Raw genomic sequence first — 23,999 nt, forward strand, 5'->3', positions numbered from 1 at the left:
CGCGGGGCTGTCGGCGGCGTGGGTTACGTTCGGAGAGTGAACGCAACCAGCCCCGAAGCCGCTCCCGGCCGCATCGTCCTGCTCACCACCAGCCACCGCGTCGCGCCCGGTCTGCTCTCCTGGCCCGCCTGGCAGGCGCTGCACGCCGCCGACCGCGTCCTGTGCGCGGACGGCGCGCACCCGCAGCTGCCGTATCTGCGCGAGGCGGGGATACCGGTCGACGAGGCGTCCCCGACCGCCGAGGAGCTGGTCGGCGTCTGCGCCGGCGGACGGACGGTGGTCGTCGTCGCCACCGGCGAGGGCGAGCCCGCCCTGACCGACGGCCTGGCCCGCCTCGCCGGCTCCGGCCGCGTCCACATGCCCGACCTGGAGCTGCTCCCCGCCTCGTACGACCTGCCCGGAGCCCGCCTCCTCGACCTCGTCCAGGTCATGGACCGCATCCGCGCCGAGTGCCCGTGGTCGTCCCAGCAGACCCACAAAGGCCTGGCGAAGTACGGCATCGAGGAGGCGTACGAACTCGTCGAGGCGATCGAGGAGGGCGACCGCGACGAACTGCGCGAGGAACTGGGCGACGTCCTGCTCCAGGTCGTCTTCCACGCCCGCATCGCCGAGGAGGGCCGCCCGGAGGACGGGGCGGCCCCCTTCTCGATCGACGACGTGGCCGGCGGAATCGTCACCAAGCTCATCCACCGCCACCCGCACGTCTTCGGCGACGCGACGGCCACCACCCCCGAGGAGGTCAAGGAGCACTGGCTCCGCACCAAGGCCGTGGAAAAGCGCCGCACCTCCCTGACCGAAGGCATTCCCCTGGGCCAGCCGGGCCTCGCTCTCGCGGCGAAACTCGCGTCGCGAGTACGCACGGCGGGACTGGAGGTACCGCTGCCGAACGGCGAAGGCATCGGCTACGAGCTGCTCGTGATGGCCATACGCGCCGAGGCGGAGGGCGTCGACCCGGAGGCGGCACTGCGTGCGGCTGCCCGGTCGTACCGGGACGCGGTGCGGGCGGCCGAGGGGTGGACGCCCGGGACACAGGCGCCGGATACCGTCGAAGAGTGACCGACCAGCCCACCGCCGAGCCGCCCGCCCCCGACCTCTTCACCTGGGAGTTCGCCACCGATCCCTACCCCGCCTACGCCTGGCTCCGCGAGCACGCCCCCGTTCACAGGACACAGCTCCCCAGCGGCGTGGAAGCATGGCTGGTCACCCGTTACGCCGACGCCAAGCAGGCCCTTGCCGACCAGCGGCTCAGCAAGAACCCGGCGCATCACGACGAGCCCGCCCACGCCAAGGGCAAGACCGGTATCCCGGGTGAGCGCAAGGCCGAGCTCATGACCCATCTCCTCAACATCGATCCGCCGGACCACACCAGGCTCCGGCGACTGGTCAGCAAGGCCTTCACCCCCCGCCGGGTCGCCGAGTTCGCCCCGCGCGTCCAGGAACTCACGGACCACCTCATCGACCGGTTCGCCGGCAAGGGCAGCGCCGACCTCATCCATGAGTTCGCCTTCCCGCTCCCCATCTACGCCGTCTGCGACCTGCTCGGCGTCCCCCGCGAGGACCAGGACGACTTCCGCGACTGGGCGGGCATGATGATCCGTCACGGGGGCGGTCCGCGGGGCGGGGTCGCGCGGTCCGTGAAGAAGATGCGGGGCTATCTGGCCGAGCTCATCCACCGCAAGCGCGAGGCGCTGCCCGCCGAGCCCGGCCCCGGCGAGGACCTCATCTCCGGTCTCATCCGCGCCTCGGACCACGGCGAGCACCTCACCGAGAACGAGGCCGCGGCCATGGCCTTCATCCTTTTGTTCGCGGGTTTCGAGACCACCGTCAATCTCATCGGCAACGGCACGTACGCCCTGCTCACCCACCCCGAGCAGCGAGCCCGTCTGCAGAAGTCCCTCGCCGCCGAGGAACGCGGGCTCCTTGAGACCGGCGTCGAGGAACTCCTGCGCTACGACGGTCCTGTTGAGCTCGCCACATGGCGGTTCGCCACACAGCCGCTCACCATCGGCGGACAGGACATCGCGGCGGGCGACCCCGTCCTCGTCGTCCTGGCCGCGGCGGACCGCGACCCGGAGCGGTTCGCCGATCCCGACGTCCTCGACCTCGGACGGCGGGACAACCAGCACCTCGGGTACGGCCACGGCATCCACTACTGCCTCGGTGCCCCGCTGGCCCGGCTGGAGGGGCAGATCGCTCTGGCCACGCTCCTCACCCGGCTCCCGGACCTGCGACTCGCTGTGGATTCAGCCGATTTGCGGTGGCGTGGCGGACTGATCATGCGTGGACTGCGCACTCTGCCGGTCGAGTTCATGCCGCGTGCATGACTGGGCTCACCTGCGCAAAGGTGACACGCCCTCAACTCTGTGATCTTCATGTGATCTGTGCGGCATTAACTTGTGACAAGTGATCCCCTGCCGATACGTTCACCAATCAACGCGACGTCTTACAACGCGCGCCGCGTTGTTCCCCGTTGTCTCGCGAAAGGTTTCCGCATGCTCTCCGGGAACGGTCGTCACCGTCGCCCCCGCCAGGCACCGGCTCTCCTGGTCGCGGCCGGGGTGACCGGCTCTGCCATCGCGATCCCGCTCCTAGCCGCCACCGGCGCGAGTGCGGCCGGCGGGAACACCTGGGACCAGGTCGCGGAGTGCGAGAGCGGCGGCTCCTGGAGCGAGGACAGCGGCAACGGTTACTACGGCGGTCTCCAGGTCTCTCAGGAGAACTGGGAGAAGTACGGCGGTCTCGACTACGCCCCGAGCGCCGACCAGGCCAGTCGTTCCCAGCAGATAGCCGTCGCCGAGAAGATGCTCGACGACCAGGGCATCGCAGCCTGGCCGACCTGTGGTCTGCTCGCCGGGCTCGGCAAGGACAAGGATTCGGCGAACGTCGACACCGGCACGGGGGACGACAACTCGTCGGATTCATCGGGTTCATCGGATTCATCCAATTCATCTGACTCGAGGGACTCGTCCGAGTCGTCTGAATCACCCGGCTTGCCCGACTCGTCCGAAGAGTCCTCATCGTCGCCCTCCCCGTCGGACAAGTCGTCGGACAAGTCGTCGGACGAGTCGTCGGACGCCGACTCGGACGCCGACTCGGACGCGGAGTCGGATGCGACGGACAAGCCTGGCAAGTCCGACACATCGTCCGAATCCGAGTCCGGCTCCAGTGCCGGAGGCTCACGGGATTCCGGCGGCACATCGGCAGATGTGCCGAATAATGACGACTCGGACAACTTCGGGCAAAGTGAAGGCTTTTCGAGCCTGGTCGACACGGGAGCCCTCGGTACCGGCCGGCATCGCGGCGGCACCGCGGACGAGGCCGCCGGCGAGAGTGGCGCCGGCGCCTCCAAGGGGCGTCACGCCGCCCGGGAGGACAGTGCCGCGGGTGACGCGGCCGACGACTCGTACACCGTCCGCCGCGGGGACACGCTCGTGTCCATCGCCGACTCGCATGACGTCCAAGGCGGATGGCATGAGCTCTACTCCCACAACAAGCAGGAGATCGGGCCCGACCCAGGTCACATCGTCCCCGGTCAGAACCTTGCACTCAGTGCCGAATAGGGCGAAAAGCAGCGGGAGTTCGCGTCATACTTCGTGCTGAATGTCCGGTTTGGCAAAAGTGTGGGATGAGTCTCAGAAGCCCTGATCGCCTTTGAAATTCCCCGGATCGCGTGTCTACGGTCGTGACCGCTCGCCAACACGAGCCCCGTCTGCCGCAACGCCGAATCCTGCCAGCGGCCGCACGGGAACAGTCGTCGCGTCAAGCGCCGTAGGCAGGAGCGGGGGACCCAAGGTAAGTGCCGGGCCCAGCAGTTGAGCTGGATCCGGCTTGGGGTGAAGCCGTGCCGCGCAGGAGAGACCGCGCGAGACACGGCCGGGCAACTCAACCGGCCCGAACCCGACAGCTCACCTCGCAGGCGTCGGTGAGGGGATCAACCATGCTGTTTTCCGGCAAGGGCAAGCACCGCCGTCCGTCCAAGGCGAGCCGCGTCATCGCGATCGCCGGTGTCACCGGCGCCGCCGTCGCCGCCCCGCTGATCGCGTCCGGCACCGCTTCCGCCGCCACCGCCTCCGAGTGGGACGCCGTCGCCCAGTGCGAGTCCGGTGGCAACTGGTCCATCAACACCGGCAACGGCTACTACGGCGGTCTGCAGTTCTCCGCCTCCACCTGGGCCGCGTACGGCGGAACGCAGTACGCCGCCACCGCCGACCAGGCCACCAAGGCGCAGCAGATAGCCATCGGTGAGAAGGTTCTCGCGGGCCAGGGCAAGGGTGCCTGGCCGGTCTGCGGCACGGGCCTGTCGAGCACCCCCTACAACGGCGGCAGCGCCGGCTCCCCGTCGAGCGGCTCCTCGCAGAGCCAGAGCACCGGCACCAGCACCCGCTCGACCGCCGAGCAGCAGGCGTCCCGTTCCGCCGAGCGGCCGGCCGCCAAGAAGACCGTCACCACGCCGACCGGCAAGAAGGTCAAGAAGGGCGACGGCGAGTACAAGGTCGTCAAGGGTGACACCCTCAGCTCGATCGCCGCGGAGCACGGCGTCAAGGGCGGCTGGCAGAAGCTGTTCGAGCTGAACAAGGACATCGTCGAGGACGCCGACCTGATCTACCCCGGTCAGCAGCTGCACCTGAAGTGACAAGCGGCTCGCAGCCGAACCACAGCGCCCTCACATCCGTGTCCTTCATGACGAAGGTCCCGTGAGGGTCCCCCCGTCCCCCACGGGCTCCCCGCTCCGGTGCGTATTCCCCCGTACGCACCGGGGCGGGGCTTTTTTTTGCGCCGGCGCGTTTTGGTGCCGGCGCATCTTCTGTACCGACCATGTCCTGATGTCTTTGTTCAGTTCGGAAACAATTTACTCTCGGTTCTGTCCACCACGCGGTCGACCGGCTGGCCGATCGACCGGAGCCGGTTAGGCTCGTCTCGCAGAGCCACCGCGGCGCTGCGCGCACCGGGCCACGGCCCGGCGTACCCGCGTCACATCCCAAGAAGGAGATGCTCGTGCCGTCCATCGACGTCGTCGTAGCCCGGGAAATCCTGGACTCCCGAGGCAACCCCACGGTCGAGGTCGAGGTCGGCCTCGACGACGGCAGCACGGGTCGTGCCGCCGTCCCGTCCGGCGCCTCCACGGGCGCCTTCGAGGCCATCGAGCTCCGCGACGGTGACCCCAACCGCTACCAGGGCAAGGGTGTCGAGAAGGCCGTCCTCGCCGTCATCGAGCAGATCGGCCCGGAGCTGGTCGGCTACGACGCCACCGAGCAGCGCCTGATCGACCAGGCCATGTTCGACCTTGACGCCACCGACAACAAGGGCTCCCTGGGCGCCAACGCCATCCTCGGCGTCTCGCTCGCCGTCGCGCACGCCGCCTCCGAGGCCAGCGACCTCCCCCTCTTCCGCTACCTCGGCGGCCCGAACGCGCACCTCCTGCCGGTGCCGATGATGAACATCCTGAACGGCGGCTCGCACGCCGACTCCAACGTGGACATCCAGGAGTTCATGATCGCCCCGATCGGCGCGGAGACCTTCTCCGAGGCGCTGCGCTGGGGCACCGAGGTCTACCACACCCTCAAGTCCGTCCTTAAGAGCAAGGGCCTGTCCACCGGACTCGGCGACGAGGGCGGCTTCGCCCCGAACCTGGGCTCCAACCGTGAGGCCCTCGACCTCATCCTCGAGGCCGTCAAGCAGGCCGGGTACGTGCCCGGCGAGCAGATCGCCCTCGCGCTCGACGTCGCCGCCTCCGAGTTCTACAAGGACGGCAAGTACCTCTTCGAGGGCAAGGAGCGCTCCGCCGCCGAGATGACGGAGTACTACGAGGAGCTCGTCGGGGCCTACCCGCTCGTCTCCATCGAGGACCCGCTGTTCGAGGACGACTGGGCCGGCTGGAAGATCATCACCGACAAGCTCGGCGACAAGGTCCAGCTCGTCGGCGACGACCTGTTCGTCACCAACCCGGAGCGCCTGGCCCGCGGTATCGAGGACGGCGCCGCCAACGCCCTGCTCGTGAAGGTGAACCAGATCGGTTCGCTGACCGAGACCCTCGACGCCGTCGAGCTGGCCCAGCGCAACGGCTTCAAGTGCATGATGTCCCACCGCTCCGGCGAGACCGAGGACGTCACCATCGCCGACCTGGCCGTCGCCACCAACTGCGGCCAGATCAAGACCGGCGCCCCGGCCCGCTCCGAGCGCGTCGCCAAGTACAACCAGCTGCTGCGCATCGAGGAGATCCTCGACGACGCGGCGGTGTACGCCGGCCGCAGCGCCTTCCCCCGTTTCAAGGACTGACCCGATCAGGGTCTGACCCAACCTGGGGTGAGGCCTAGTGCCGCGTCAGCCAAGGTTCGCCCCGTCGCGACGCCCGGCACGCCCTCTCGCCGCACCGGCCGAAAGCCCAAGTACGTCCAGTACGAGGACTTCCGGCCGGCACGCCGAGAGCACGCACCGGACGCCGCTCCTTGACGGGCAAACCTTGGCTGACGCGGCACTAGCCAGTCGTACGTACGTCCCCGTACTCGGTCCCGTACCGTGTGCGGGGACGTACGCGCGTATGAAGGGGAGGCGGGGACATGGCCGGGAAGGACCGGGACCGTTTCTCCACCGCGACCAGGATCCGTCTGCTCGGCGAGCAGACGGCGGCCCGCGTCTACCGCTCCCAGACCAAGCGCCAGGCCCGCCGCTCCCGGCTGACCGGCCGGGCCGCGCTGCTCGCCCTCGTCCTGTGCACGCTGATCGTGGCCCTCGCCTATCCGATAAGGCAGTACGTCTCCCAGCGCGCCGAGCTCTCCGACATGCGGCGGGAGAAGGAAGAGGCCAGCGAGCGGGTCGAGCGGCTGCGCGACCTCAAGGCGCGCTGGCAGGACGACGCGTTCGCGGAGCAGCAGATCCGGCAGCGGCTGCACTATGTGATGCCGGGGGAGACGGGTTACATCGTCACCGACCCCGACGCGGCCAGGCAGTCGCGCGCCGACCTGGGGGCCGCCGACCGCCCCTGGTACTCGAACGTCTGGGACGGTGTCGACAAGTCCGACGCCTCCGACCAGTGAACCCAAGAGAAAGACAGGCATGGAAACGCCCCCGCCGACCACCCCGCGCACCGAGCCCACCGACGCGGACGTCGAGGCCTTCAAGCAGCAGCTCGGGCGTCCGCCGCGCGGGCTGCGCGCCATCGCGCACCGCTGCCCGTGCGGGCAGCCGGACGTCGTGGAGACCGCGCCGCGGCTGCCCGACGGCACGCCCTTCCCGACGACGTACTACCTGACGTGTCCGCGCGCGGCGTCGGCGATCGGCACGCTGGAGGCGAACGGCGTGATGAAGGAGATGACGGAGCGGCTGCAGACCGACCCGGAGCTCGCCGCCGCCTATCGCGCCGCGCACGAGGACTACATCGCGCGCCGTGACGCCATCGAGGTCCTGGAGGGCTTCCCGAGCGCGGGCGGTATGCCGGACCGCGTGAAGTGTCTGCACGTGCTGGTGGCGCACTCGCTCGCCGCGGGTCCGGGCGTGAACCCGCTGGGCGACGAGGCGATCGAGATGCTCCCGGAGTGGTGGCGCAAGGGGCCGTGCGTGCAGCCGCTCGAGGCGCCCGACCCGGCGGACGAGCACCCCGGCGAGGAGGGCGTGGTCTCCGACCCCGCCGAGGTCCGCGGCGGTTTCTTCACGCAGGCCCCTCTGGTCCCCGCCGGGTTCAGCCGGGTCGCCGCCGTCGACTGCGGGACGAACTCCATCCGGCTCCTCGTCGCCGACGTCAACCCGTCCACCGGTGAGCTGCTGGAGCTCGACCGTCGCATGACGATCGTGCGGCTCGGCCAGGACGTGGACCGGACCGGCCGGCTGGCTCCCGAGGCGCTGGAGCGGACGTTCGCGGCCTGCCGGGAGTACGCCGAGGTGATCCGCGAGCTGGGCGCCGGGAAGGTGCGGTTCGTGGCCACGTCCGCTTCCAGGGACGCCTCCAACCGCGACGCGTTCGTGCGTGGCGTCGCGGACGTCCTCGGTGTCGAGCCCGAGGTCATCTCCGGCGGCCGGGAGGCCGAGTTCTCCTTCACGGGGGCGACCAAGGAGCTGGCGGGCAGCGACCGTCTCGCCACGCCCTACCTGGTGGTGGACATCGGCGGCGGCTCGACCGAGTTCGTCGTCGGCGAGGACCATGTGCGTGCGGCGCGCTCCGTCGACGTGGGGTGCGTGCGGATGACCGAGCGGCACCTCGTCCGGGACGGGGCCGTCACCGACCCGCCCACCGAGGAGCAGATCGCGGCGATGCGCGCGGACATCGAGGCGGCCCTCGACCTCGTGGAGGAGACGGTGCCGCTGCGCGAGGCGCGCACGCTGGTGGGTCTGGCCGGGTCGGTGACGACCGTGTCGGCGATCGCCCAGGACCTGCCCGGGTACGACTCGACGGCCATCCACCACTCCCGTGTCTCCCGCGGCAAGGTCCGTGAGATCACCGAGTGGCTGCTGCACTCCACGCACGCCGAGCGCGCGGCCGTCCCCTCGATGCACCCGGGGCGCGTCGACGTGATCGCGGCCGGGGCCCTCGTACTGCTCTCGATCATGGAGCGAACCGGGGCCGAGGAGGTCGTCGTCAGCGAGCACGACATCCTCGACGGGATCGCGTGGTCGGTGGCGTAGGCGCTTTCGCCGGGTGGCCTGGGTCTCGTTTGCTACTGATCGGTAGCTCTCGGCTGAGCAGGTCGGATAGCGTATGAGCGCGTCCGGGGGGTCCGAAGTGCCCCCCGGAGACGCCTCGTCGGAAAAGTTCGTGAAGTTCTTCACAAGGAATTCGGCCCTGTTCCTGGAAGGAAGGGGCCCGGTTGGCCCTTCCGGGGCCCCGACGGGTGTGTGAACGTGCGCGGCAGGGTGTTCCGAAGGTGTTCCGGGAGGAGGTCGCGAGGGGCTGTTCCGGAGGGCTCACAGTAGGCGTGACAGTGCGGAGAGGCAGCTCACGCGGTATTGACAAGGTCGGCACTGCACGTCCGTTCCCCCGTGTCACCATGACATGGATCACGCGGGCCGCGGAGGATAGCACAGGCCCTGCCAGAGCTTGTGAAGGGGCGCACGAGCGACCCCCCTTGGGCAGGTGGATACTCGATGGCATGAGCACCACGGAGCGTCCCAGGATCCTCGTAGTAGGCGGTGGGTACGTAGGCCTGTACGCAGCTCGGCGCATCCTCAAGAAGATGCGCTACGGCGAGGCGACCGTCACGGTCGTCGACCCCCGGTCGTACATGACCTACCAGCCCTTCCTCCCCGAAACCGCCGCCGGCAACATCTCCCCGCGCCATGTCGTCGTCCCGCTGCGACGCGTGCTGCCCAAGGCGGAGGTCCTCACCGGCCGGGTCACCACCATCGACCAGGACCGCAAGGTCGCCACGATCGCCCCGCTGGTCGGCGAGGCGTACGAGCTGCCCTTCGACTACCTGGTCGTCGCGCTCGGCGCCGTCTCCCGCACCTTCCCGATCCCCGGCCTCGCCGAGCAGGGCATCGGCATGAAGGGCATCGAGGAGGCCATCGGCCTGCGCAACCACGTCCTCGAACAGCTCGACAAGGCCGACTCGACCACCGACGAGGAGATCCGCCGCAAGGCGCTCACCTTCGTCTTCGTCGGCGGCGGCTTCGCCGGCGCCGAGACCATCGGTGAGGTCGAGGACCTGGCCCGCGACGCGGCCAAGTACTACACCAGCGTGTCCCGCGAGGACATGCGCTTCATCCTCGTCGACGCCGCCGACAAGATCCTTCCCGAGGTCGGCCCCAAGCTCGGCCAGTACGGCAAGGAGCACCTGGAGAGCCGCGGGGTCGAGATCTACCTGTCCACCTCGATGGACTCCTGCGTCGACGGCCACGTCGTCCTGAAGAACGGCCTCGAGGTCGACTCCAACACGATCGTCTGGACGGCGGGCGTCAAGCCGAACCCGGTCCTGGCCCGCTACGGCCTGCCGCTCGGCCCCCGCGGTCACGTCGACTGCGAGCCCACGCTCCAGGTCAAGGGCACGGACTACATCTGGGCCGCGGGCGACAACGCCCAGGTGCCCGACCTCGTCGGCCGCAAGGCGGGCAACGAGAACGCCTGGTGCCCGCCGAACGCGCAGCACGCGCTGCGGCAGGCGCGGGTCCTCGGCGACAACGTGATCTCCGGTGTACGGGGCTTCCCGCAGAAGGACTACTCGCACGCCAACAAGGGCGCCGTCGCGGGCCTGGGCCTCCACAAGGGCGTCGCGATGATCGTCATGGGCAAGATGAAGATCAAGCTCAAGGGCCGTCTCGCCTGGTACATGCACCGTGGCTACCACGGTCTGGCCATGCCGACCTGGAACCGCAAGATCCGCGTCTTCGCCGACTGGACGCTCGGCATGTTCCTCAAGCGCGAGGTCGTGGCGCTCGGCGCGCTGGAGTCCCCGCGCGAGGAGTTCTACGAGGCGGCCAAGCCGGCGCCGGTCCCCGCCGCGGCCAAGGCCGAGGAGAAGCCGAAGGCCGAGCAGGCCAAGGCCTCCTGACCTCGGCTCACCGAACCATCCGAAGGACCTCCCGCCATCCGTGGTGCGGGAGGTCCTTCGGCGTGTGTGCGGCCGCTCGTGGGCCGAGCGCATGGTTTCCCCAGCCGTAACGCTCATGGGGACTGCGACCGGGCCCCGCAGGTGTTTACGTGGTGTCGGACGTTCCTGGTTCGCTCGTCACGGAGGTGTACGCCATGGCTGACGCCGCGCTGCGGCTGCAAGGCCTCGTCGAACAGTTGATGGGATCCCCGCTCCCGCTGCGCATCCGCGCCTGGGACGGTTCGCAGGCGGGACCGCCGGACGCACCGGCGCTGGTCGTACGCAATCGCCGCGCCGTGCGCCGCCTGCTGTGGCGGCCCGGCGAGCTGGGCCTGGCCCGGGCCTGGGTCGCCGGGGATCTGGAGATCGAGGGCGACCTCTACACCGCCCTCGACCTGATGGCCGGGCTGGTGTGGGAGCGGGAGGAGGACGCCAGGGGCCTGGTCCAGGCGCTCCGCGATCCCGAGGTGCGGGCCGCCCTGCGCGGGCTCGTGAGGTTGGCCGGACTTCCGCTGCCGCCCGCCCCGCCCCGCGAGGAGGTGCGCAGACGCCGCCACCTGCACACCCGGCGCAGCGACAAACGCGCCATCAGCCACCACTACGATGTCGGCAACGACTTCTACGAGATCGTCCTCGGGCCGTCCATGGTGTACTCCTGCGCCTACTGGCACGACGGCGGCACTCTCGAACAGGCCCAGCACGACAAGCTCGAACTCGTCTGCCGCAAGCTCGCGCTGACGCCCGGTCAGCGGCTGCTTGACGTCGGCTGCGGCTGGGGCTCCATGGCCGTCCACGCAGCCCGTGAGCACGGCGTGAGCGTCGTCGGCATCACCCTCTCCCACGAGCAGGCGGCGTACGCCCGTAAACGCGTCGCCGACGAGGGGCTGACCGACCGGGTCGAGATCCGCGTACAGGACTACCGCGATGTCGCCGACGGCCCCTACGACGCGATCTCCTCCATCGGCATGGCCGAACACGTCGGCAGCGAACGGTACTTGGAGTACGCGGAGGACCTCTTCAGGCTCGTCAAGCCCGGCGGCCGGCTGCTCAACCACCAGATCGCCCGCCGTCCGCACCGGGACGAGTCGGTGTACAGCGTCGACGAGTTCATCGACGCCTATGTGTTCCCCGACGGCGAGCTCGCTCCCGTCGGCGCCACCGTCACCCAGCTGGAGCGGGCCGGTTTCGAGGTGCGCGACGCCGAGTCGATCCGCGAGCACTACGCGCTCACGCTGCGCCGCTGGGTCGCCAACCTGGAGGCCGACTGGGCGCAGGCCGTGCGGCTGACCAGCCCCGGCCGGGCCCGTGTCTGGCGGCTGTACATGGCCGCCTGCGCGCTCGCCTTCGAGCGCAACCGCATCGGCGTCAACCAGGTGCTGGCGGTCCGCGCACGCGACTCCGGCGCCTCCGGGATGCCTCTGCGGGCACGTACCTGGAACTGAGCGCGGACGGCAGGGCCCCGGTCCCCCTGAGAGGAAACGGGGCCCCGACGGCCGTACGGCTACTCCGACTTGATGGCCGCGAGCATGTTCAGGCGCGCCGCCCGCCGGGCCGGCCACAGCGCCGCCAGGACGCCCACCGTCGCCGCCAGCAGCAGGAAGACGGCCAGCCTCGCCCACGGCAAAACCAGTTCGTACGTCGCCATCCTCGTGCCGAGCAGCTCACCGGCCGCCCAGCCGAAGAACACGCCCAGACCGATGCCCAGGACCCCGCCGAACAGCGAGATGACAAGGGACTCCAGGCGGACCATCCGCTTGATGCCCTTGCGGTCCAGGCCGATCGCGCGCAGCATGCCGATCTCCTGCGAGCGTTCGAAGACCGACATCGCCAGGGTGTTGATCACGCCGAGGACCGCCACGATCACCGCCATCGCCAGCAGGCCGTAGACCATGTTCAGGATCAGGGTGAACGTATGCGCGATCTCGTTGGAGAGGTCCTTCTTGTCCTGGACCCTGATGGCCGGGTTGGAGCCGAGGGCCTTCTCCAGCCGGTCCTTGGTGGCGCCGGTCGCGCCGTCGGAGGTCTTCACCATGACCTGCCGGTCGCCGGGGTCCGTCTGGTGGGGGGAGAGCGCTGCGCTGTCGAGGAGGATGCCCTCGATCATCTCGTTGCCCTCGTAGACACCGGCGACGGTCATCCGCTGCTTCTCGCCGTCCTCGTGGTAGACGGTGAAGCCCGAACCGGCCTTCCAGCCGTGCGACTCGGCGGTGTCGCCGTCGACGACCACCTGCGCGCCGGAGACCTTGAAGGAGCCGTCGTCGACCTTCAGGTCGGTCAGCTCGCCGATCGCGCCGCCGTCGACGCCCGTCAGGTACTCGGTCGTGCCGTCGATGCGGGCGGGCGCGTTGCGCAGCGGGCTGCTGGCGGTGACGCCGTCGACGCCCTTCAGCTTCTTCTCGACGTCCGGCGAGAGCTCGTTGCCGTTCGCCATGGACACCACGTAGTCCGCCCTGATCGCCGAGGCCGCCATCTTGTCGATGGACTTCTGCAGGCTGCCCGCCATCACCGTCATGCCCGTGATGAGGGTGAGGCCGATCATCAGCGCGGAGGCGGTGGCGGCCGTACGGCGCGGGTTGCGGACCGAGTTCTGGCGGGCCAGCTTGCCCGAGACGCCGAACACCCGCAGGACCGGGGCCGCGGCCGCGACCAGCGGGCGTGACAGCAGCGGCGTCAGGATGAAGACGCCGGTGATCAGCAGCACCGCGCCGAGCCCCATGGGGGCCTCGCCGTCCGAGCCCTGCATCGACGTGGCGGCCAGGACGACGGCGACGCCCGCCGCCGAGAACAGCGCACCCAGCGTGTTGCGCAGCACCAGCGACCTGGTGGTGGCCTGGGCGTGCAGGCTGCTCATCGCCGCGACCGGCGGGATCTTCGCGGCCCGGCGGCCCGGCAGCCAGGCGGCGAGCATCGTGACGAGGATGCCGACCGCGAGGGCCGAGCCGACCGTGCCGAGGGAGATCACCAGCGGTCCGTCCGGGACCGTGGCGCCGAGCGAGCCCATCAGCGAGCGCAGTCCGGCGCCGATGCCGACGCCCGCGACCAGACCGGCCACGGCGGCGACCGCACCGACCACGAACGCCTCGACGAGCACCGATCGCGTGACCTGCCTGCGGGAGGCGCCGACCGCGCGCAGCAGTGCCAGCTCCCTGGTGCGCTGGGCGACCAGCATGGTGAAGGTGTTGGCGATGATGAACGTGCCGACGAACAGCGAGATGCCCGCGAAGACGAGCAGGCCCTGCTTCAGGCCGGACATCTGGGAGGAGATCTGCTCCGCCTGGTCGTCGGCGAGCTGCTTGCCGGTGGTGGTCTCCGTGAGGTCCTTCGGCAGCGCCTTGTCCAGCTCGGCCTTCAGCGCCGTCTGGCTGGTGCCCGCCTTCGCCTTCACGTCGATCTCGTCGTACGCGCCCGCCTTGCCGAACAGCTTCTGGGCACTCGCCGTGTCGAAGAGGGCGAGGCTGCCGCCGGCGGCGACATTGCCGTCGTCGGTGGTGAAGATGCCGGTGATCTTCGGGTTGAGGACCGGGCCGTCCACCGAGATCCGCACGGTGTCGCCGACCTCGTACCCGGCGCGCCCGGCGGTCCGGGAGTCGATGAGGACCTCGCCGGTACCGCTCGGGGCGTGCCCGCCGACCAGTGGGTAACGGGCGTCCTCGGCGCCCCAGTAGTTCCCGCCCTGCGACTGGAAGCCGCCGCCGATGAGCTTGCCGTCCTCGTCGGCGATCGCGGTGAAGCCGGTGACGACGCCGATGGCGGACTCGGCTCCCGGAACCTTCGCGCTCCGGGCGAGCAGCGCCTCGGTGAGCTCGGGGGTCTTGTTGATCCGGTTGCCCTCGTCCGCCGGGACCCTGGGCCGTACGGCGACGTCGACCTGGTCGAAGCCCTTGGCGGAGCTCTTCTGGAGCGCGTCCGAGATGGTATTGGTGAAGACCAGGGTCCCCGACACGAACGCCACGCCGAGCATCACGGCGAGCACGGTCATCAGGAGCCGGGCCTTGTGCGCGAGTACGTTGCGCAACGCGGTACGGAACATGGGTTGTCTCTGTCCAGACGTACGAGGGTGAGGGGACGTCAGCTGGTGCGGCCCGTGGCGTCGAACTCGGGGGTCTGGGGGTCCCCCGGGTCTCCCCCGGAAAGACGCAGCATCCGGTCGAGGACCGAGTCGGCCGTCGGCCCGTGAACCTCGTCGACGATCCGGCCGTCCGCGAGGAAGACCACACGGTCCGCGTACGCCGCGGCCACCGGGTCGTGGGTCACCATCACCACCGTCTGCCCCAACTCCCGTACGGAGTTGCGCAGGAAGCCCAGAACCTCGGCGCCCGAGCGCGAGTCGAGGTTTCCGGTCGGCTCGTCGCCGAAGATGATGTCGGGCTTGGAGGCCAGGGCGCGGGCGACGGCGACACGCTGCTGCTGCCCGCCGGACAGCTGGGAGGGCCGGTGGCTGAGCCGGTCGGACAGGCCCACCATCCCGATCACGGCGTCCAGCCACCGCTTGTCCGCCTTGCGGCCCGCGATGTCCATCGGAAGGGTGATGTTCTCCAGGGCCGTCAGTGTCGGCAGCAGATTGAACGCCTGGAAGATGAAGCCGATCTTGTCCCGGCGCAGCTTGGTGAGCTGCTTGTCCTTGAGGGAACCGAGCTCGGTCTCACCGATGCGCACCGAGCCGGAGGAGAAGGTGTCCAGGCCGGCCACGCAGTGCATCAGTGTCGACTTGCCGGATCCGGAGGGGCCCATGATCGCGGTGAACTCGGCCTGCCGGAAGTCGACGGAGACCCGGTCGAGCGCGACCACCTGGGTCTCGCCCTGTCCGTAGATCTTCGAAAGATCCGTGGCGCGCGCGGCCACGGTGGTGGTCCGGCCGGCGATGGATGCGGTGGTCACGAGAAGGCGCTCCTGTCGGGACGACGGTGGTGGGAACGCGTTCCATCGTGGTCGCCGATCGGGGCCGTGTAGTCAGCCGTTGTTCCGGTTCCGAAGGCAGACTCCGGTCGGACCGGCTGTTGCCGTGTCATACCTGGGGATGACGTTCGCCCTGAGGGGTGGTCATGTCGGGAACAGGTGGAGCGTCCTTGTTCGGACGGTGAAATTCCGTCATTCCGCATACGCGGCCGGGCGTCGCACGTAACGCTGTTGGCAAGTGCCGATGGGCAGTCCCATGGGCTGATGCTCCCTCAGACCTCAATAAAATAAGACAACATCGGCCCGCCCGCCCGCTGTTCGGGGGATGTATCCCGATAGGCTCGGAGCCGCACAGCGGAGCCCATGGCCTGCCCGGATGGTGGAATGCAGACACGGCGAGCTTAAACCTCGCTGCCCCTTCGCGGGCGTGCCGGTTCAAGTCCGGCTCCGGGCACCTCCGATGTCTCTCGGGCCGCTCTCGCGGCCGCTTTCCCTGCACCGTTCATTGAAGACTTCACGGCACGTACCGTTGACAGCGGGCGCCTGTGGTCGGAGACTCACGTCGGGAAAGCAGTGAAGCGAATTTCACTGGACGAACAGAGCGAGATGCGCGCCACCGTCGGCATCATCGGAGCCGGTCCCGCCGGGCTCCTCCCTCGCCCGGCCCGCTCCACGGCGCAGCCATCGACTCGATCGCCCTGGAGAGCCGCGACCGTGCCTGCGCCGAGCGGCGGCAGCGGGCCGGGATCCTGGAGCAGGGGACGGCCGAGGTGCCGGGCTGCTCGACACCTGCTCGGAGACCTGTCTGCGCCGTGTCTGGCAGGCCGAGCGGTTCTCCTGCGACACGACAGCCCTTCTGCACCGGGCGAACGGGTTCCAGGACCGCCTCCCGCTCGCCCGCCTGGAGCGGCTCGCCTCCTCCCGGGCCGCCGAGACCGACCTGGCGGAGGCGTGCACCGGGTTCTCGTTCGAGTGACGTGAGGCGGTGATCTCCGGCTGGTTCCGGGCATGTCGCAGGTTGGTCATGAATGAGCCCCACCGCTGCCGGGAATCATGGACCCGCGTAGCGTGTTGCGCAGCACGACGAGGGAAAGATCCTCCCCAAGCACTAGGGTCAATCCTTTGCCTACCTATTACTCTTGAGCCAAGGCCGCGCAGTGTGGCCATGGAGGAGTGAAATGAGGAGCAAGAACCCGGTCTTCTCGCGACGGGGGTTCAGCCGCGACAACGGCTACGCGGGCTTCAGCACCGCGCCGCAGGCCGGGGGCCCCGCTGTCGGTACGCAGCAGGGCAACCCGTACGCGCAGGGCAACCCGTATGCCCAGCCGTCCGGCAACCCCTACGCGCAGAACCCCTACGCGCAGAACCCTTACGCCCAGCAGGACCTGCAGCAGGCCGCGCCGCCCCAGGCCCCGGTCACCGCCGGCCGGATGACGATGGACGACGTCGTCCTGCGGACCGCGTCCACGCTCGGCGTCCTCATCCTCACGGCCGCGCTCTCCTGGGCGCTGCTGCCCGTCGACGACGCCAACATCAGCCGGTCCTACGGCATCGGCATCGGTGCCGCGCTGGTCGGCATGGTCCTGGCGTTCGTACAGTCGTTCAAGCGCAAGGCCTCGCCGGCGCTGATCCTGACGTACGCGGCCTTCGAGGGTGTCTTCCTCGGCGTCCTCTCCAGCATCGTCGACAACCGCATCGCCAGCGGCGCGGCCATGCAGGCGGTGCTCGGCACCATGGCGGTCTTCGCCGGTGTGCTGGTGGCCTACAAGGCGGGCTGGATCCGCGTCAACCGCCGCTTCTACGGCTTCGTGATGGCGGCCGCGCTCGGCTTCGTCCTGCTGATGATGGTGAACCTGCTGTTCGCCGTGTTCGGCGGCGGTGACGGCCTCGGCTTCCGCAGCGGCGGGCTCGGCGTCATTTTCGGCGTCATCGGCGTCCTGCTCGGAGCGTGCTTCCTGGCCCTCGACTTCAAGCAGGTCGAGGACGGCATCGCCTACGGTGCCCCGCGCGAGGAGGCCTGGCTGGCTGCCTTCGGCCTGACGATGACGCTGGTGTGGATCTACGTGGAGTTCCTGCGGATCATCGCGATCCTCAACAGCAACGACTAGTCCGCACAGCCTCAGCCGCGCAGAAGGGCCCCGGGATCACCCCGGGGCCCTTCGCCGTGTCGTGGTGCGCGCCTAGAGCAGTTTGCGCGCGGCCCTCCTCAGGTCGTACTCGTGGATGATCGCCTTCGCGTGGCCGTACGCGAGGTTGTGTTCGTGCCGGAGCCAGCTGACCTTCTCCTCGAAGCGGAAGAGGGCGGGGCCTTCGTCGACGGTGCGCAGCCAGTCGGACACTTCACGACCGGTGCAATGGGGGATGCGGGCGAGCATGTTGCGGTGGGTCTCCTCGGAGAGGACGTGGGACATCGGCGCCTCCGGACGCAAAGGGGATGTAAGCCGGTCCTTCACGTCACGGTGCCTGAGCGTCGGCGTGTTGGCAACAGTGCGGGTGCGGCGGGTACGGCCTTTCCGGCGGATCAGGCCAGAGGAAGAGCGGCGGAACCATGATCGACCCCGCGTCGCTGGCATGATCCGCCGCGGACGCCGTACTCTCGCGGCGTGGTTGATACGACGCCTCTGAGCCGTGCGGTGGATCATTTCGCCGATCGTCTGAGGGCCGCGCCGCAGAGTCGCCTGCAGCGGGGTGCCGCCGCTGAGGCTCTCGCGCTGGCCCGGGAGTTCGCCCGGCGGGCGCAGCTTGTGGAGGAGCCCGGGACGGAGCCTCGGGAGATGCCGGATGCGGGGATGTTCGCGGCGGCCGATCAAGTCAGCGTCGCCGCGCACGACTTGGCGGTCGTGCTGACGGACGCGGCGGAAGTCCTGCAAGCGGTGACGTTGGTGGAGGAGGCGCAGAAGCGGGCGGGGGTCTGACGGCCGTCAGGCGGCTGCGGGCGTGGTGGCCGCCCGCGCCCACGCGGCGGAGCAGCACAATGTCTCAGCCCCGCGTCTGCGGCCTGACCGGCCGGACAGGTCGCTACTAGAGGCTCGCTATGACCCTGTCCGCCAGGATGTACACGCTCTCCTCGCCGCAGAGGAACGTCAGGGTGTACGCGCCCGAGATGCCCGAGCCGCCGAGGAGGACGGGGGTTTCGCCGGCGCGGAGGGCCGTGGCGAGGCGTTCCGAGGTCTCGCGGTGGCCCGGGGTCATGCAGAGGGTCGTGCCGTCGGCGAAGACGTAGACGTCGAGGGTGCCCAGCGGGCCGGGGCGGACGTCGGTCAGTTCCACACGGGAGGCGGCCAGTTCCTCCAGGGCGGCGACCGTGCGTTCGTGGTCGTTCACGACCGGTGACTGGACGGGGATGAAGTCCGGGTGGGAGGGGTGGCGCCGGCGCGCCGCGGCCAGCTCCGGGGAATCCCCGGCGAACTCGTCGGCGTCGGCGCCGGGCTCGGTGACCGGCTCCAGGCCCACGAAATCGGCCTGGCGGGGCAGGAACAGCTCGCTGTCCGGCGGCAGCAGCAGCGTCGGGGCGTCGGAGGCGTCACGGGCCTCCTGGGCCGCCCAGAACGCCCGCGCCTCGGCCAGCTCGCGCTCGCGCTCCTCGGCGAGCGCCTCGGCCACGGCGGCCCGTATCTCGTCGGCGTCCGCGGAGTGCCGGGCTGCCGGCACCCTGCCGCGCGCGGCGGCCGCGTTGCTCGCGTCCAGTTCCGTGTGCAGGGCGGCGACCTGCCGGCGCAGCACCGTCAGGGTGCGCAGGACGGCGACGCCCACGGCGCCTGCGGCGGCCGTGGTGAGCAGCAAGGCGATCGGCATGGCGCTCACTGACGTACTCCCGGTTCAAAGTCGACCCCCGACTTCCTACATCAGCTTGAAGGGCGGACCATCCAGCTGTCAGTGCGTAACATCACGAAACGGGCAGGACTTTGGGGCCGGGGTTTACTGATGGAGCGCTCTGACCTGCGCAGTTCCCTTTTCCGAGGAAGGTAGGTCACATCCTGGAAGCGATTGGGTCACAAATCGGCCCAGAACCTTGGAGTTTCCTCGGTTCTGGGCCGCCGGTTCACACTGTGTGCCGCAAAGGCTACGGAACGGGTTCTGAGGTGGGCCTCAGCTCAGGCGCTCGATGACCATCGCCATGCCCTGGCCGCCGCCGACGCACATCGTCTCCAGGCCGAACTGCTTGTCGTGGAACTGGAGGGAGTTGATGAGCGTGCCGGTGATGCGGGCGCCGGTCATGCCGAAGGGGTGGCCGACGGCGATGGCGCCGCCGTTGACGTTCAGCTTGTCGAGGTCGATGCCGAGGTCGCGGTAGGACGGGATCACCTGGGCGGCGAACGCCTCGTTGATCTCGACCAGATCGATGTCGCCGATGGTCAGGCCGGCCCGGCGCAGCGCCTGCTGCGAGGCGTCGACCGGGCCGAGCCCCATGATCTCGGGGGAGAGGCCGGAGACGCCGGTGGAGACTATGCGGGCGAGCGGGGTGAGGCCGAGCTCGCGGGCCTTGGTGTCGGACATGATGACCACCGCGGCGGCGCCGTCGTTGAGCGGGCAGCAGTTGGCGGCGGTGACCATGCCGTCGGGGCGGAAGACCGGCTTGAGTCCCTGGACGCCTTCGAGCGTGACGCCGGCGCGCGGGCCGTCGTCCTTGCTGACGACCGTGCCGTCGGGGAGGGTCACCGGGGTGATCTCGCGCTCCCAGAAGCCGTTCTTGTTGGCTTCCTCGGCGAGGTTCTGCGAGCGGACGCCGAACTCGTCCATGTCCTGGCGGGTGATGCCCTTGAGGCGGGCCAGGTTCTCGGCGGTCTGGCCCATCGAGATGTAGGCGTCGGGGACGAGGCCGTCCTCGCGGGGGTCGTGCCAGGTGGTGCCCTCCTGCTCCGCGACGGCGGCGGTACGGGCCTCGGCCTCGGCGAACAGCGGGTTGTGCGTGTCGGGCAGGCTGTCGGAGTTGCCCTTCACGAACCGGGAGACCGTCTCGACACCGGCCGAGATGAAGACGTCGCCCTCGCCGGCCTTGATGGCGTGCAGCGCCATGCGGCTCGTCTGGAGCGACGAAGAGCAGTAGCGGGTGACGGTGCAGCCGGGGAGGTGGTCCATCCCCATCTGTACGGCGACGACGCGGCCGAGGTTGTGGCCCTGCTCGCCGCCGGGCAGGCCGCAGCCGAGCATCAGGTCGTCGATGTCCCGCGGGTCGAGCTCCGGGACCTTGGCGAGCGCCGCCTGGATGATCGTGGCGGTCAGGTCGTCCGGGCGCAGGTCCTTCAGAGAGCCCTTGACAGCGCGGCCGATGGGGGAGCGGGCGGTCGAGACGATCACGGCTTCGGGCATCACGGCTCCATTGGCATACCGAGGGGTCGGGCAGGGCTGTCTGGGAAGTTACCCGTACGTATGGGCCGGGTCACGGGTGTGGGGGTGTGACCCTGGCCGCAGTTTTCTAAGCGCTTGCTTTGGTCTCCGGTGGTTGAGCCGAAGAGGGTGTGGCCCGCCCCCTGGAGTGTCCGCCTCTCGACCGACCGAAACGGGTGGTGGTCGGCACAGGCCGCGGTCTGGGGGCGGAGCCCCCAGCCGCAGTTCAGGGCGACGGAGTGGCAGGGGCGGGCTCCGACTCCGGTACCCGGCGGCGGCGACGCCGCTTCAGCAGCGCCCACGGCCCCCGCGGCCCCGTCGGCATAGCGGCCGCGACCTCCGTGCCGGCTTCCGAGGCCGCCTCCGCCGCGGCGCGGGCGACCGGCAGGAAGCCCTCGCGGCGGGAGACGTCCGGGCGTTCCTCCTCCGCCGGCCACAGGCCCAGGGCGGCGCAGACCGTGGGCAGGACCGCCATCGCCGCCGTCGCGTAACCCTCCGCGGAGGGGTGGTAGTTGTCCGGGCCGAACAGCTCGCGCGGGTTCGCCGCGAACTCCGGGCCGAGCAGGTCGCCCAGCGACACCGTACGGCCGCCCTGTTGGACCGTCCCGATCGTCTGCGCGGCCGCCAGCTGCCGCGAGGCCCGCCGGGCCAGCCAGCGCAGCGGCTGCTGTACCGGCTCGATCGTGCCCAGGTCGGGGCAGGTGCCCACGACCACCTCCGCACCGGCCGTACGCAGCCGTCGTACCGCTGCCGAGAGATGGCGCACCGAACGCGTCGGTGGCATCCGGCGTGTCACGTCGTTCGCGCCGATCATGATCACGCAGATGTCGGGGACCCGGGCGGGGTCCGAGAGAACCAGCGCCACCTGCCGGTCCAGGTCGTCCGAGCAGGCTCCGGGCAGTGCCACGTTTCGCAGGTCCACCGGCCGCTCCGCCACCGCCGCCAGTCCCGACGCGAGCAGCGCGCCGGGTGTCTGTCCGGCCCGGCGCACGCCCTGGCCCGCCGCGGTGGAGTCGCCCAGCATCGTCAGCCGCAGAGGCGGCTCACCGGGTACGGAATACCCGAGGCCGTACAGCCCCTGCGCTTTCGGCGCGTGCGGCGACGTTCCGTTGCCCACGTTCCGCTTGGCCAGCTGGACCTCGGCCAGCAGCAGACCCACGGCCGCGGCGCCGGCCAGGCCGATCCCGCCGCCGCCGTATGCCGCGCCGGCCGCGATGCGCCGGGCCACCCTCGCCCTCGACATGCTCGTCATACGCCGCCGCCACCTCCACGTACCGGTACACCCACTGCTTGCCCCGCACGTACCGTGGCCCAATCCCCACAGCCAGTGAACGACCTTCACGGGCGTCGAACAGGCGACAGGGCCTAGGCTGGCGGAACCACGACGACCACTTTCTTTTGCAGCATCCGGAGACAACGGTGCAATTCCACGACTCGATGATCAGCCTCGTCGGCAACACCCCGCTGGTGAGGCTCAACAGCGTGACCAAGGGCATTCGGGCTACCGTCCTGGCCAAGGTGGAGTACTTCAACCCGGGCGGCTCGGTGAAGGACCGCATCGCCCTGCGCATGATCGAGGCCGCGGAGGAGAGCGGCGCGCTCAAGCCCGGCGGCACGATCGTCGAGCCGACCAGCGGCAACACCGGGGTGGGCCTCGCCATCGTGGCCCAGCAGAAGGGGTACAAGTGCATCTTCGTGTGCCCCGACAAGGTGTCCACCGACAAGATCAACGTGCTGCGTGCCTACGGGGCCGAGGTGGTCGTGTGCCCGACCGCCGTCGACCCGGAGCACCCCGACTCCTACTACAACGTCTCCGACCGGCTCGTGCGCGAGACGCCCGGCGCCTGGAAGCCCGACCAGTACTCCAACCCCAACAACCCGCTCTCCCACTACCACTCCACCGGCCCCGAGCTCTGGGAGCAGACGGAGGGGAAGATCACCCACTTCGTGGCGGGCGTGGGGACCGGCGGCACCATCTCCGGGACCGGGCGGTACCTGAAGGACGTCAGTGACGGCACGGTGCAGGTCGTCGGTGCCGACCCCGAGGGGTCCGTCTACTCGGGCGGGTCCGGGCGGCCGTACCTCGTCGAGGGCGTCGGCGAGGACTTCTGGCCGACCGCCTACGACCGCACCGTCGCCGACGAGATCGTCGCGGTGTCCGACAAGGACTCCTTCCAGATGACCCGGCGGCTGGCCAAGGAGGAGGGCCTGCTGGTGGGCGGCTCCTGCGGGATGGCCGTCGTCGCCGCGCTGCGGGTCGCCGAACGCCTCGGTCCCGACGACGTCGTGGTCGTCCTGCTCCCCGACAGCGGGCGCGGCTACCTCAGCAAGATCTTCAACGACGAGTGGATGGCCGACTACGGCTTCCTCGAGGACGAGGGCCCCAGCGCCCGCGTGGCCGACGTCCTCAACGACAAGGAGCACGGCGCCATGCCCTCCCTCGTCCACATGCACCCGGACGAGACCGTCGGCCAGGCCATCGAGGTGCTGCGGGAGTACGGCGTCTCGCAGATGCCGATCGTGAAGCCGGGCGCCGGCCATCCGGACGTCATGGCGGCCGAGGTCGTCGGATCGGTGGTGGAACGGGAGCTGCTCGACGCACTGTTCGCCAAGCGGGCCTCGCTGGAGGACCCGCTGGAGAAGCACATGTCGCCGCCGCTGCCGCAGGTCGGCTCCGGCGAGCCGGTCGCGGACCTGATGTCGGTGCTGGGCGCGGCGGACGCGGCGATCGTCCTCGTCGAGGGCAAGCCGACCGGTGTGGTCAGCCGGCAGGACCTGCTGGCCTTCCTCGCCAAGGGCGGGAAGTAACGGCAAACGTGCGGTGAACGGCTCGTGGCGGTACGAAAATTGCGGCTCCCGCCCAAACGGTGGACTTCGCAGAAGTGGTACGAGCGCGTCACGTTCACGCAGCACCCGCTTAACACGGGTCCGGCACAGTAAGGGGTGTCGGCAGGGCGGGAGCGGCTCCCCGCCCCGGCCGGCGCCGAACGGCGCCAAGGACCTCCGGAGCGGCTCCCGGACCTCCATGGACGCCACGGACGCGCAAGCCCGGCCTTGACCCGGCCCGCGTCCCCCGCGGGGACCGCCGTCGTCCCGCCCCCCGGCAACGGGGGTGCGGCGGTCCCCGCGCACAGCCCTTTCCGGCCGGATCAGCCGGTGTGACTCGTCGCCCAACTCCCCAGCAGCGCCCGCCGTTCCGCCGCCGTCGTCACCGGAGCCGCCAGCGATATCGGCGAGGCCGCCGCCGTGCTGCTGGCC

At 70.0% G+C, this 23,999-nt stretch carries 18 protein-coding genes, 1 tRNA gene, 3 pseudogenes and 1 riboswitch; of the genes and pseudogenes, 16 read left to right on the top strand and 6 right to left on the bottom strand.

The annotated features are described in order from the left end of the window. The first annotated feature begins 36 nt into the window (after positions 1 to 36). The 10 genes and pseudogenes from ACZ562_RS21300 to ACZ562_RS21345 all read left to right on the top strand — a co-directional run bounded on the left by ACZ562_RS21300 (position 37) and on the right by ACZ562_RS21345 (position 11,959). Positions 37 to 1,056, top strand: coding sequence for a nucleoside triphosphate pyrophosphohydrolase (locus ACZ562_RS21300; protein ID WP_471181328.1), 1,020 nt, complete (start codon positions 37 to 39; stop codon positions 1,054 to 1,056). Beyond that, the gene (locus tag ACZ562_RS21305; RefSeq protein ID WP_471181331.1) at positions 1,053 to 2,324 is read left to right on the top strand and encodes a cytochrome P450 family protein; all 1,272 of its coding nucleotides are present in this window, start codon (positions 1,053 to 1,055) and stop codon (positions 2,322 to 2,324) included. Before ACZ562_RS21300 ends, ACZ562_RS21305 begins: the two co-directional genes overlap by 4 nt. Before the next feature lie 168 nt (positions 2,325 to 2,492). Then, positions 2,493 to 3,560 (top strand): transglycosylase family protein, encoded by a 1,068-nt coding sequence (locus ACZ562_RS21310; RefSeq protein ID WP_471181334.1) that lies wholly within the window; start codon positions 2,493 to 2,495, stop codon positions 3,558 to 3,560. 194 nt (positions 3,561 to 3,754) lie between these two features. Further along, a riboswitch (cyclic di-AMP (ydaO/yuaA leader) is annotated at positions 3,755 to 3,934 on the top strand. Between the two features lie 3 nt (positions 3,935 to 3,937). After that, entirely contained in the window at positions 3,938 to 4,633 is a 696-nt protein-coding gene (locus ACZ562_RS21315) for a transglycosylase family protein (protein ID WP_471181336.1), read from the top strand. A gap of 356 nt (positions 4,634 to 4,989) precedes the next feature. Then, positions 4,990 to 6,276, top strand: coding sequence for a phosphopyruvate hydratase (gene eno, locus ACZ562_RS21320; RefSeq protein ID WP_471181339.1), 1,287 nt, complete (start codon positions 4,990 to 4,992; stop codon positions 6,274 to 6,276). A 281-nt stretch (positions 6,277 to 6,557) separates the two neighbouring features. Beyond that, positions 6,558 to 7,034, top strand: coding sequence for an FtsB family cell division protein (locus ACZ562_RS21325; protein WP_471181343.1), 477 nt, complete (start codon positions 6,558 to 6,560; stop codon positions 7,032 to 7,034). A gap of 19 nt (positions 7,035 to 7,053) precedes the next feature. Next, positions 7,054 to 7,458 (top strand): annotated as a pseudogene (locus ACZ562_RS21330) (DUF501 domain-containing protein); the annotation flags it as partial. A 201-nt stretch (positions 7,459 to 7,659) separates the two neighbouring features. After that, entirely contained in the window at positions 7,660 to 8,616 is a 957-nt protein-coding gene (locus ACZ562_RS21335) for a Ppx/GppA phosphatase family protein (protein WP_471181543.1), read from the top strand. A 464-nt stretch (positions 8,617 to 9,080) separates the two neighbouring features. Then, positions 9,081 to 10,478, top strand: a complete 1,398-nt coding sequence (locus ACZ562_RS21340; protein WP_471181346.1) for an NAD(P)/FAD-dependent oxidoreductase — start codon at positions 9,081 to 9,083, stop codon at positions 10,476 to 10,478. A gap of 194 nt (positions 10,479 to 10,672) precedes the next feature. Next, positions 10,673 to 11,959, top strand: coding sequence for a class I SAM-dependent methyltransferase (locus ACZ562_RS21345; RefSeq protein ID WP_471181349.1), 1,287 nt, complete (start codon positions 10,673 to 10,675; stop codon positions 11,957 to 11,959). Positions 11,960 to 12,018: 59 nt separating this feature from the next. Here ACZ562_RS21345 and ACZ562_RS21350 read toward each other — a convergent pair whose 3' ends face one another. Together ACZ562_RS21350 and ACZ562_RS21355 are read right to left on the bottom strand one after the other, a co-directional pair. Then, the gene (locus ACZ562_RS21350) at positions 12,019 to 14,547 is read right to left on the bottom strand and encodes an ABC transporter permease (protein WP_471181352.1); all 2,529 of its coding nucleotides are present in this window, start codon (positions 14,545 to 14,547) and stop codon (positions 12,019 to 12,021) included. A gap of 38 nt (positions 14,548 to 14,585) precedes the next feature. Beyond that, a complete protein-coding gene (locus tag ACZ562_RS21355; protein WP_471181355.1) occupies positions 14,586 to 15,395 on the bottom strand; it encodes an ABC transporter ATP-binding protein in 810 nt (269 codons plus the stop codon). Positions 15,396 to 15,783: 388 nt separating this feature from the next. Here ACZ562_RS21355 and ACZ562_RS21360 point away from each other — a divergent pair. From ACZ562_RS21360 to ACZ562_RS21375, 4 genes and pseudogenes are all read left to right on the top strand, one after another. Beyond that, a tRNA-Leu gene (locus ACZ562_RS21360) sits at positions 15,784 to 15,867 on the top strand. A gap of 152 nt (positions 15,868 to 16,019) precedes the next feature. After that, a pseudogene (locus ACZ562_RS21365) lies at positions 16,020 to 16,186 on the top strand (FAD-dependent monooxygenase); the annotation flags it as partial. Positions 16,187 to 16,191: 5 nt separating this feature from the next. Then, positions 16,192 to 16,389: pseudogene (locus ACZ562_RS21370) on the top strand (4-hydroxybenzoate 3-monooxygenase); the annotation flags it as partial. A gap of 202 nt (positions 16,390 to 16,591) precedes the next feature. Further along, complete coding sequence (locus ACZ562_RS21375) at positions 16,592 to 17,521, top strand: Bax inhibitor-1/YccA family protein (protein ID WP_471181358.1); 930 nt, start codon at positions 16,592 to 16,594, stop codon at positions 17,519 to 17,521. 72 nt (positions 17,522 to 17,593) lie between these two features. On the opposite strand, the gene ACZ562_RS21380 is transcribed toward ACZ562_RS21375, so the two are convergent. Continuing rightward, complete coding sequence (locus tag ACZ562_RS21380; protein WP_150951115.1) at positions 17,594 to 17,824, bottom strand: DUF4287 domain-containing protein; 231 nt, start codon at positions 17,822 to 17,824, stop codon at positions 17,594 to 17,596. Positions 17,825 to 18,016: 192 nt separating this feature from the next. Here ACZ562_RS21380 and ACZ562_RS21385 point away from each other — a divergent pair, with 192 nt between their 5' ends. Beyond that, entirely contained in the window at positions 18,017 to 18,328 is a 312-nt protein-coding gene (locus ACZ562_RS21385) for a hypothetical protein (RefSeq protein ID WP_471181362.1), read from the top strand. A 106-nt stretch (positions 18,329 to 18,434) separates the two neighbouring features. Here ACZ562_RS21385 and ACZ562_RS21390 read toward each other — a convergent pair whose 3' ends face one another. From ACZ562_RS21390 to ACZ562_RS21400, 3 genes are all read right to left on the bottom strand, one after another. Then, on the bottom strand, positions 18,435 to 19,217 hold the full coding sequence (locus ACZ562_RS21390) for a hypothetical protein (protein ID WP_471181365.1): 783 nt from the start codon (positions 19,215 to 19,217) through the stop codon (positions 18,435 to 18,437). Between the two features lie 285 nt (positions 19,218 to 19,502). Further along, positions 19,503 to 20,723, bottom strand: a complete 1,221-nt coding sequence (locus ACZ562_RS21395; RefSeq protein WP_471181368.1) for an acetyl-CoA C-acetyltransferase — start codon at positions 20,721 to 20,723, stop codon at positions 19,503 to 19,505. A gap of 244 nt (positions 20,724 to 20,967) precedes the next feature. Beyond that, a complete protein-coding gene (locus ACZ562_RS21400) occupies positions 20,968 to 21,993 on the bottom strand; it encodes an SGNH/GDSL hydrolase family protein (protein ID WP_471181371.1) in 1,026 nt (341 codons plus the stop codon). A 167-nt stretch (positions 21,994 to 22,160) separates the two neighbouring features. Between ACZ562_RS21400 and ACZ562_RS21405 the strand changes: the two genes are divergently transcribed. Next, positions 22,161 to 23,549 (top strand): cystathionine beta-synthase, encoded by a 1,389-nt coding sequence (locus ACZ562_RS21405; protein WP_471181373.1) that lies wholly within the window; start codon positions 22,161 to 22,163, stop codon positions 23,547 to 23,549. The last annotated feature ends 450 nt before the right edge of the window (positions 23,550 to 23,999 follow it).

The organism is Streptomyces sp. NPDC040410, from assembly GCF_055595715.1.

What these genes read in the sequence shown, in the direction of transcription:
- ACZ562_RS21310 (WP_471181334.1), top strand. Translation starts at nt 2,493, where the DNA reads ATGCTCTCCGGGAACGGTCGTCACCGTCGCCCCCGCCAGGCACCGGCT.
- ACZ562_RS21315 (WP_471181336.1), top strand. Translation starts at nt 3,938, where the DNA reads ATGCTGTTTTCCGGCAAGGGCAAGCACCGCCGTCCGTCCAAGGCGAGC.
- eno (WP_471181339.1), top strand. Translation starts at nt 4,990, where the DNA reads ATGCTCGTGCCGTCCATCGACGTCGTCGTAGCCCGGGAAATCCTGGAC.
- ACZ562_RS21325 (WP_471181343.1), top strand. Translation starts at nt 6,558, where the DNA reads ATGGCCGGGAAGGACCGGGACCGTTTCTCCACCGCGACCAGGATCCGT.
- ACZ562_RS21340 (WP_471181346.1), top strand. Translation starts at nt 9,081, where the DNA reads ATGAGCACCACGGAGCGTCCCAGGATCCTCGTAGTAGGCGGTGGGTAC.
- ACZ562_RS21345 (WP_471181349.1), top strand. Translation starts at nt 10,673, where the DNA reads ATGGCTGACGCCGCGCTGCGGCTGCAAGGCCTCGTCGAACAGTTGATG.
- ACZ562_RS21350 (WP_471181352.1), bottom strand. Translation starts at nt 14,547, where the DNA reads ATGTTCCGTACCGCGTTGCGCAACGTACTCGCGCACAAGGCCCGGCTC.
- ACZ562_RS21375 (WP_471181358.1), top strand. Translation starts at nt 16,592, where the DNA reads ATGAGGAGCAAGAACCCGGTCTTCTCGCGACGGGGGTTCAGCCGCGAC.
- ACZ562_RS21380 (WP_150951115.1), bottom strand. Translation starts at nt 17,824, where the DNA reads ATGTCCCACGTCCTCTCCGAGGAGACCCACCGCAACATGCTCGCCCGC.
- ACZ562_RS21395 (WP_471181368.1), bottom strand. Translation starts at nt 20,723, where the DNA reads ATGCCCGAAGCCGTGATCGTCTCGACCGCCCGCTCCCCCATCGGCCGC.
- ACZ562_RS21400 (WP_471181371.1), bottom strand. Translation starts at nt 21,993, where the DNA reads ATGACGAGCATGTCGAGGGCGAGGGTGGCCCGGCGCATCGCGGCCGGC.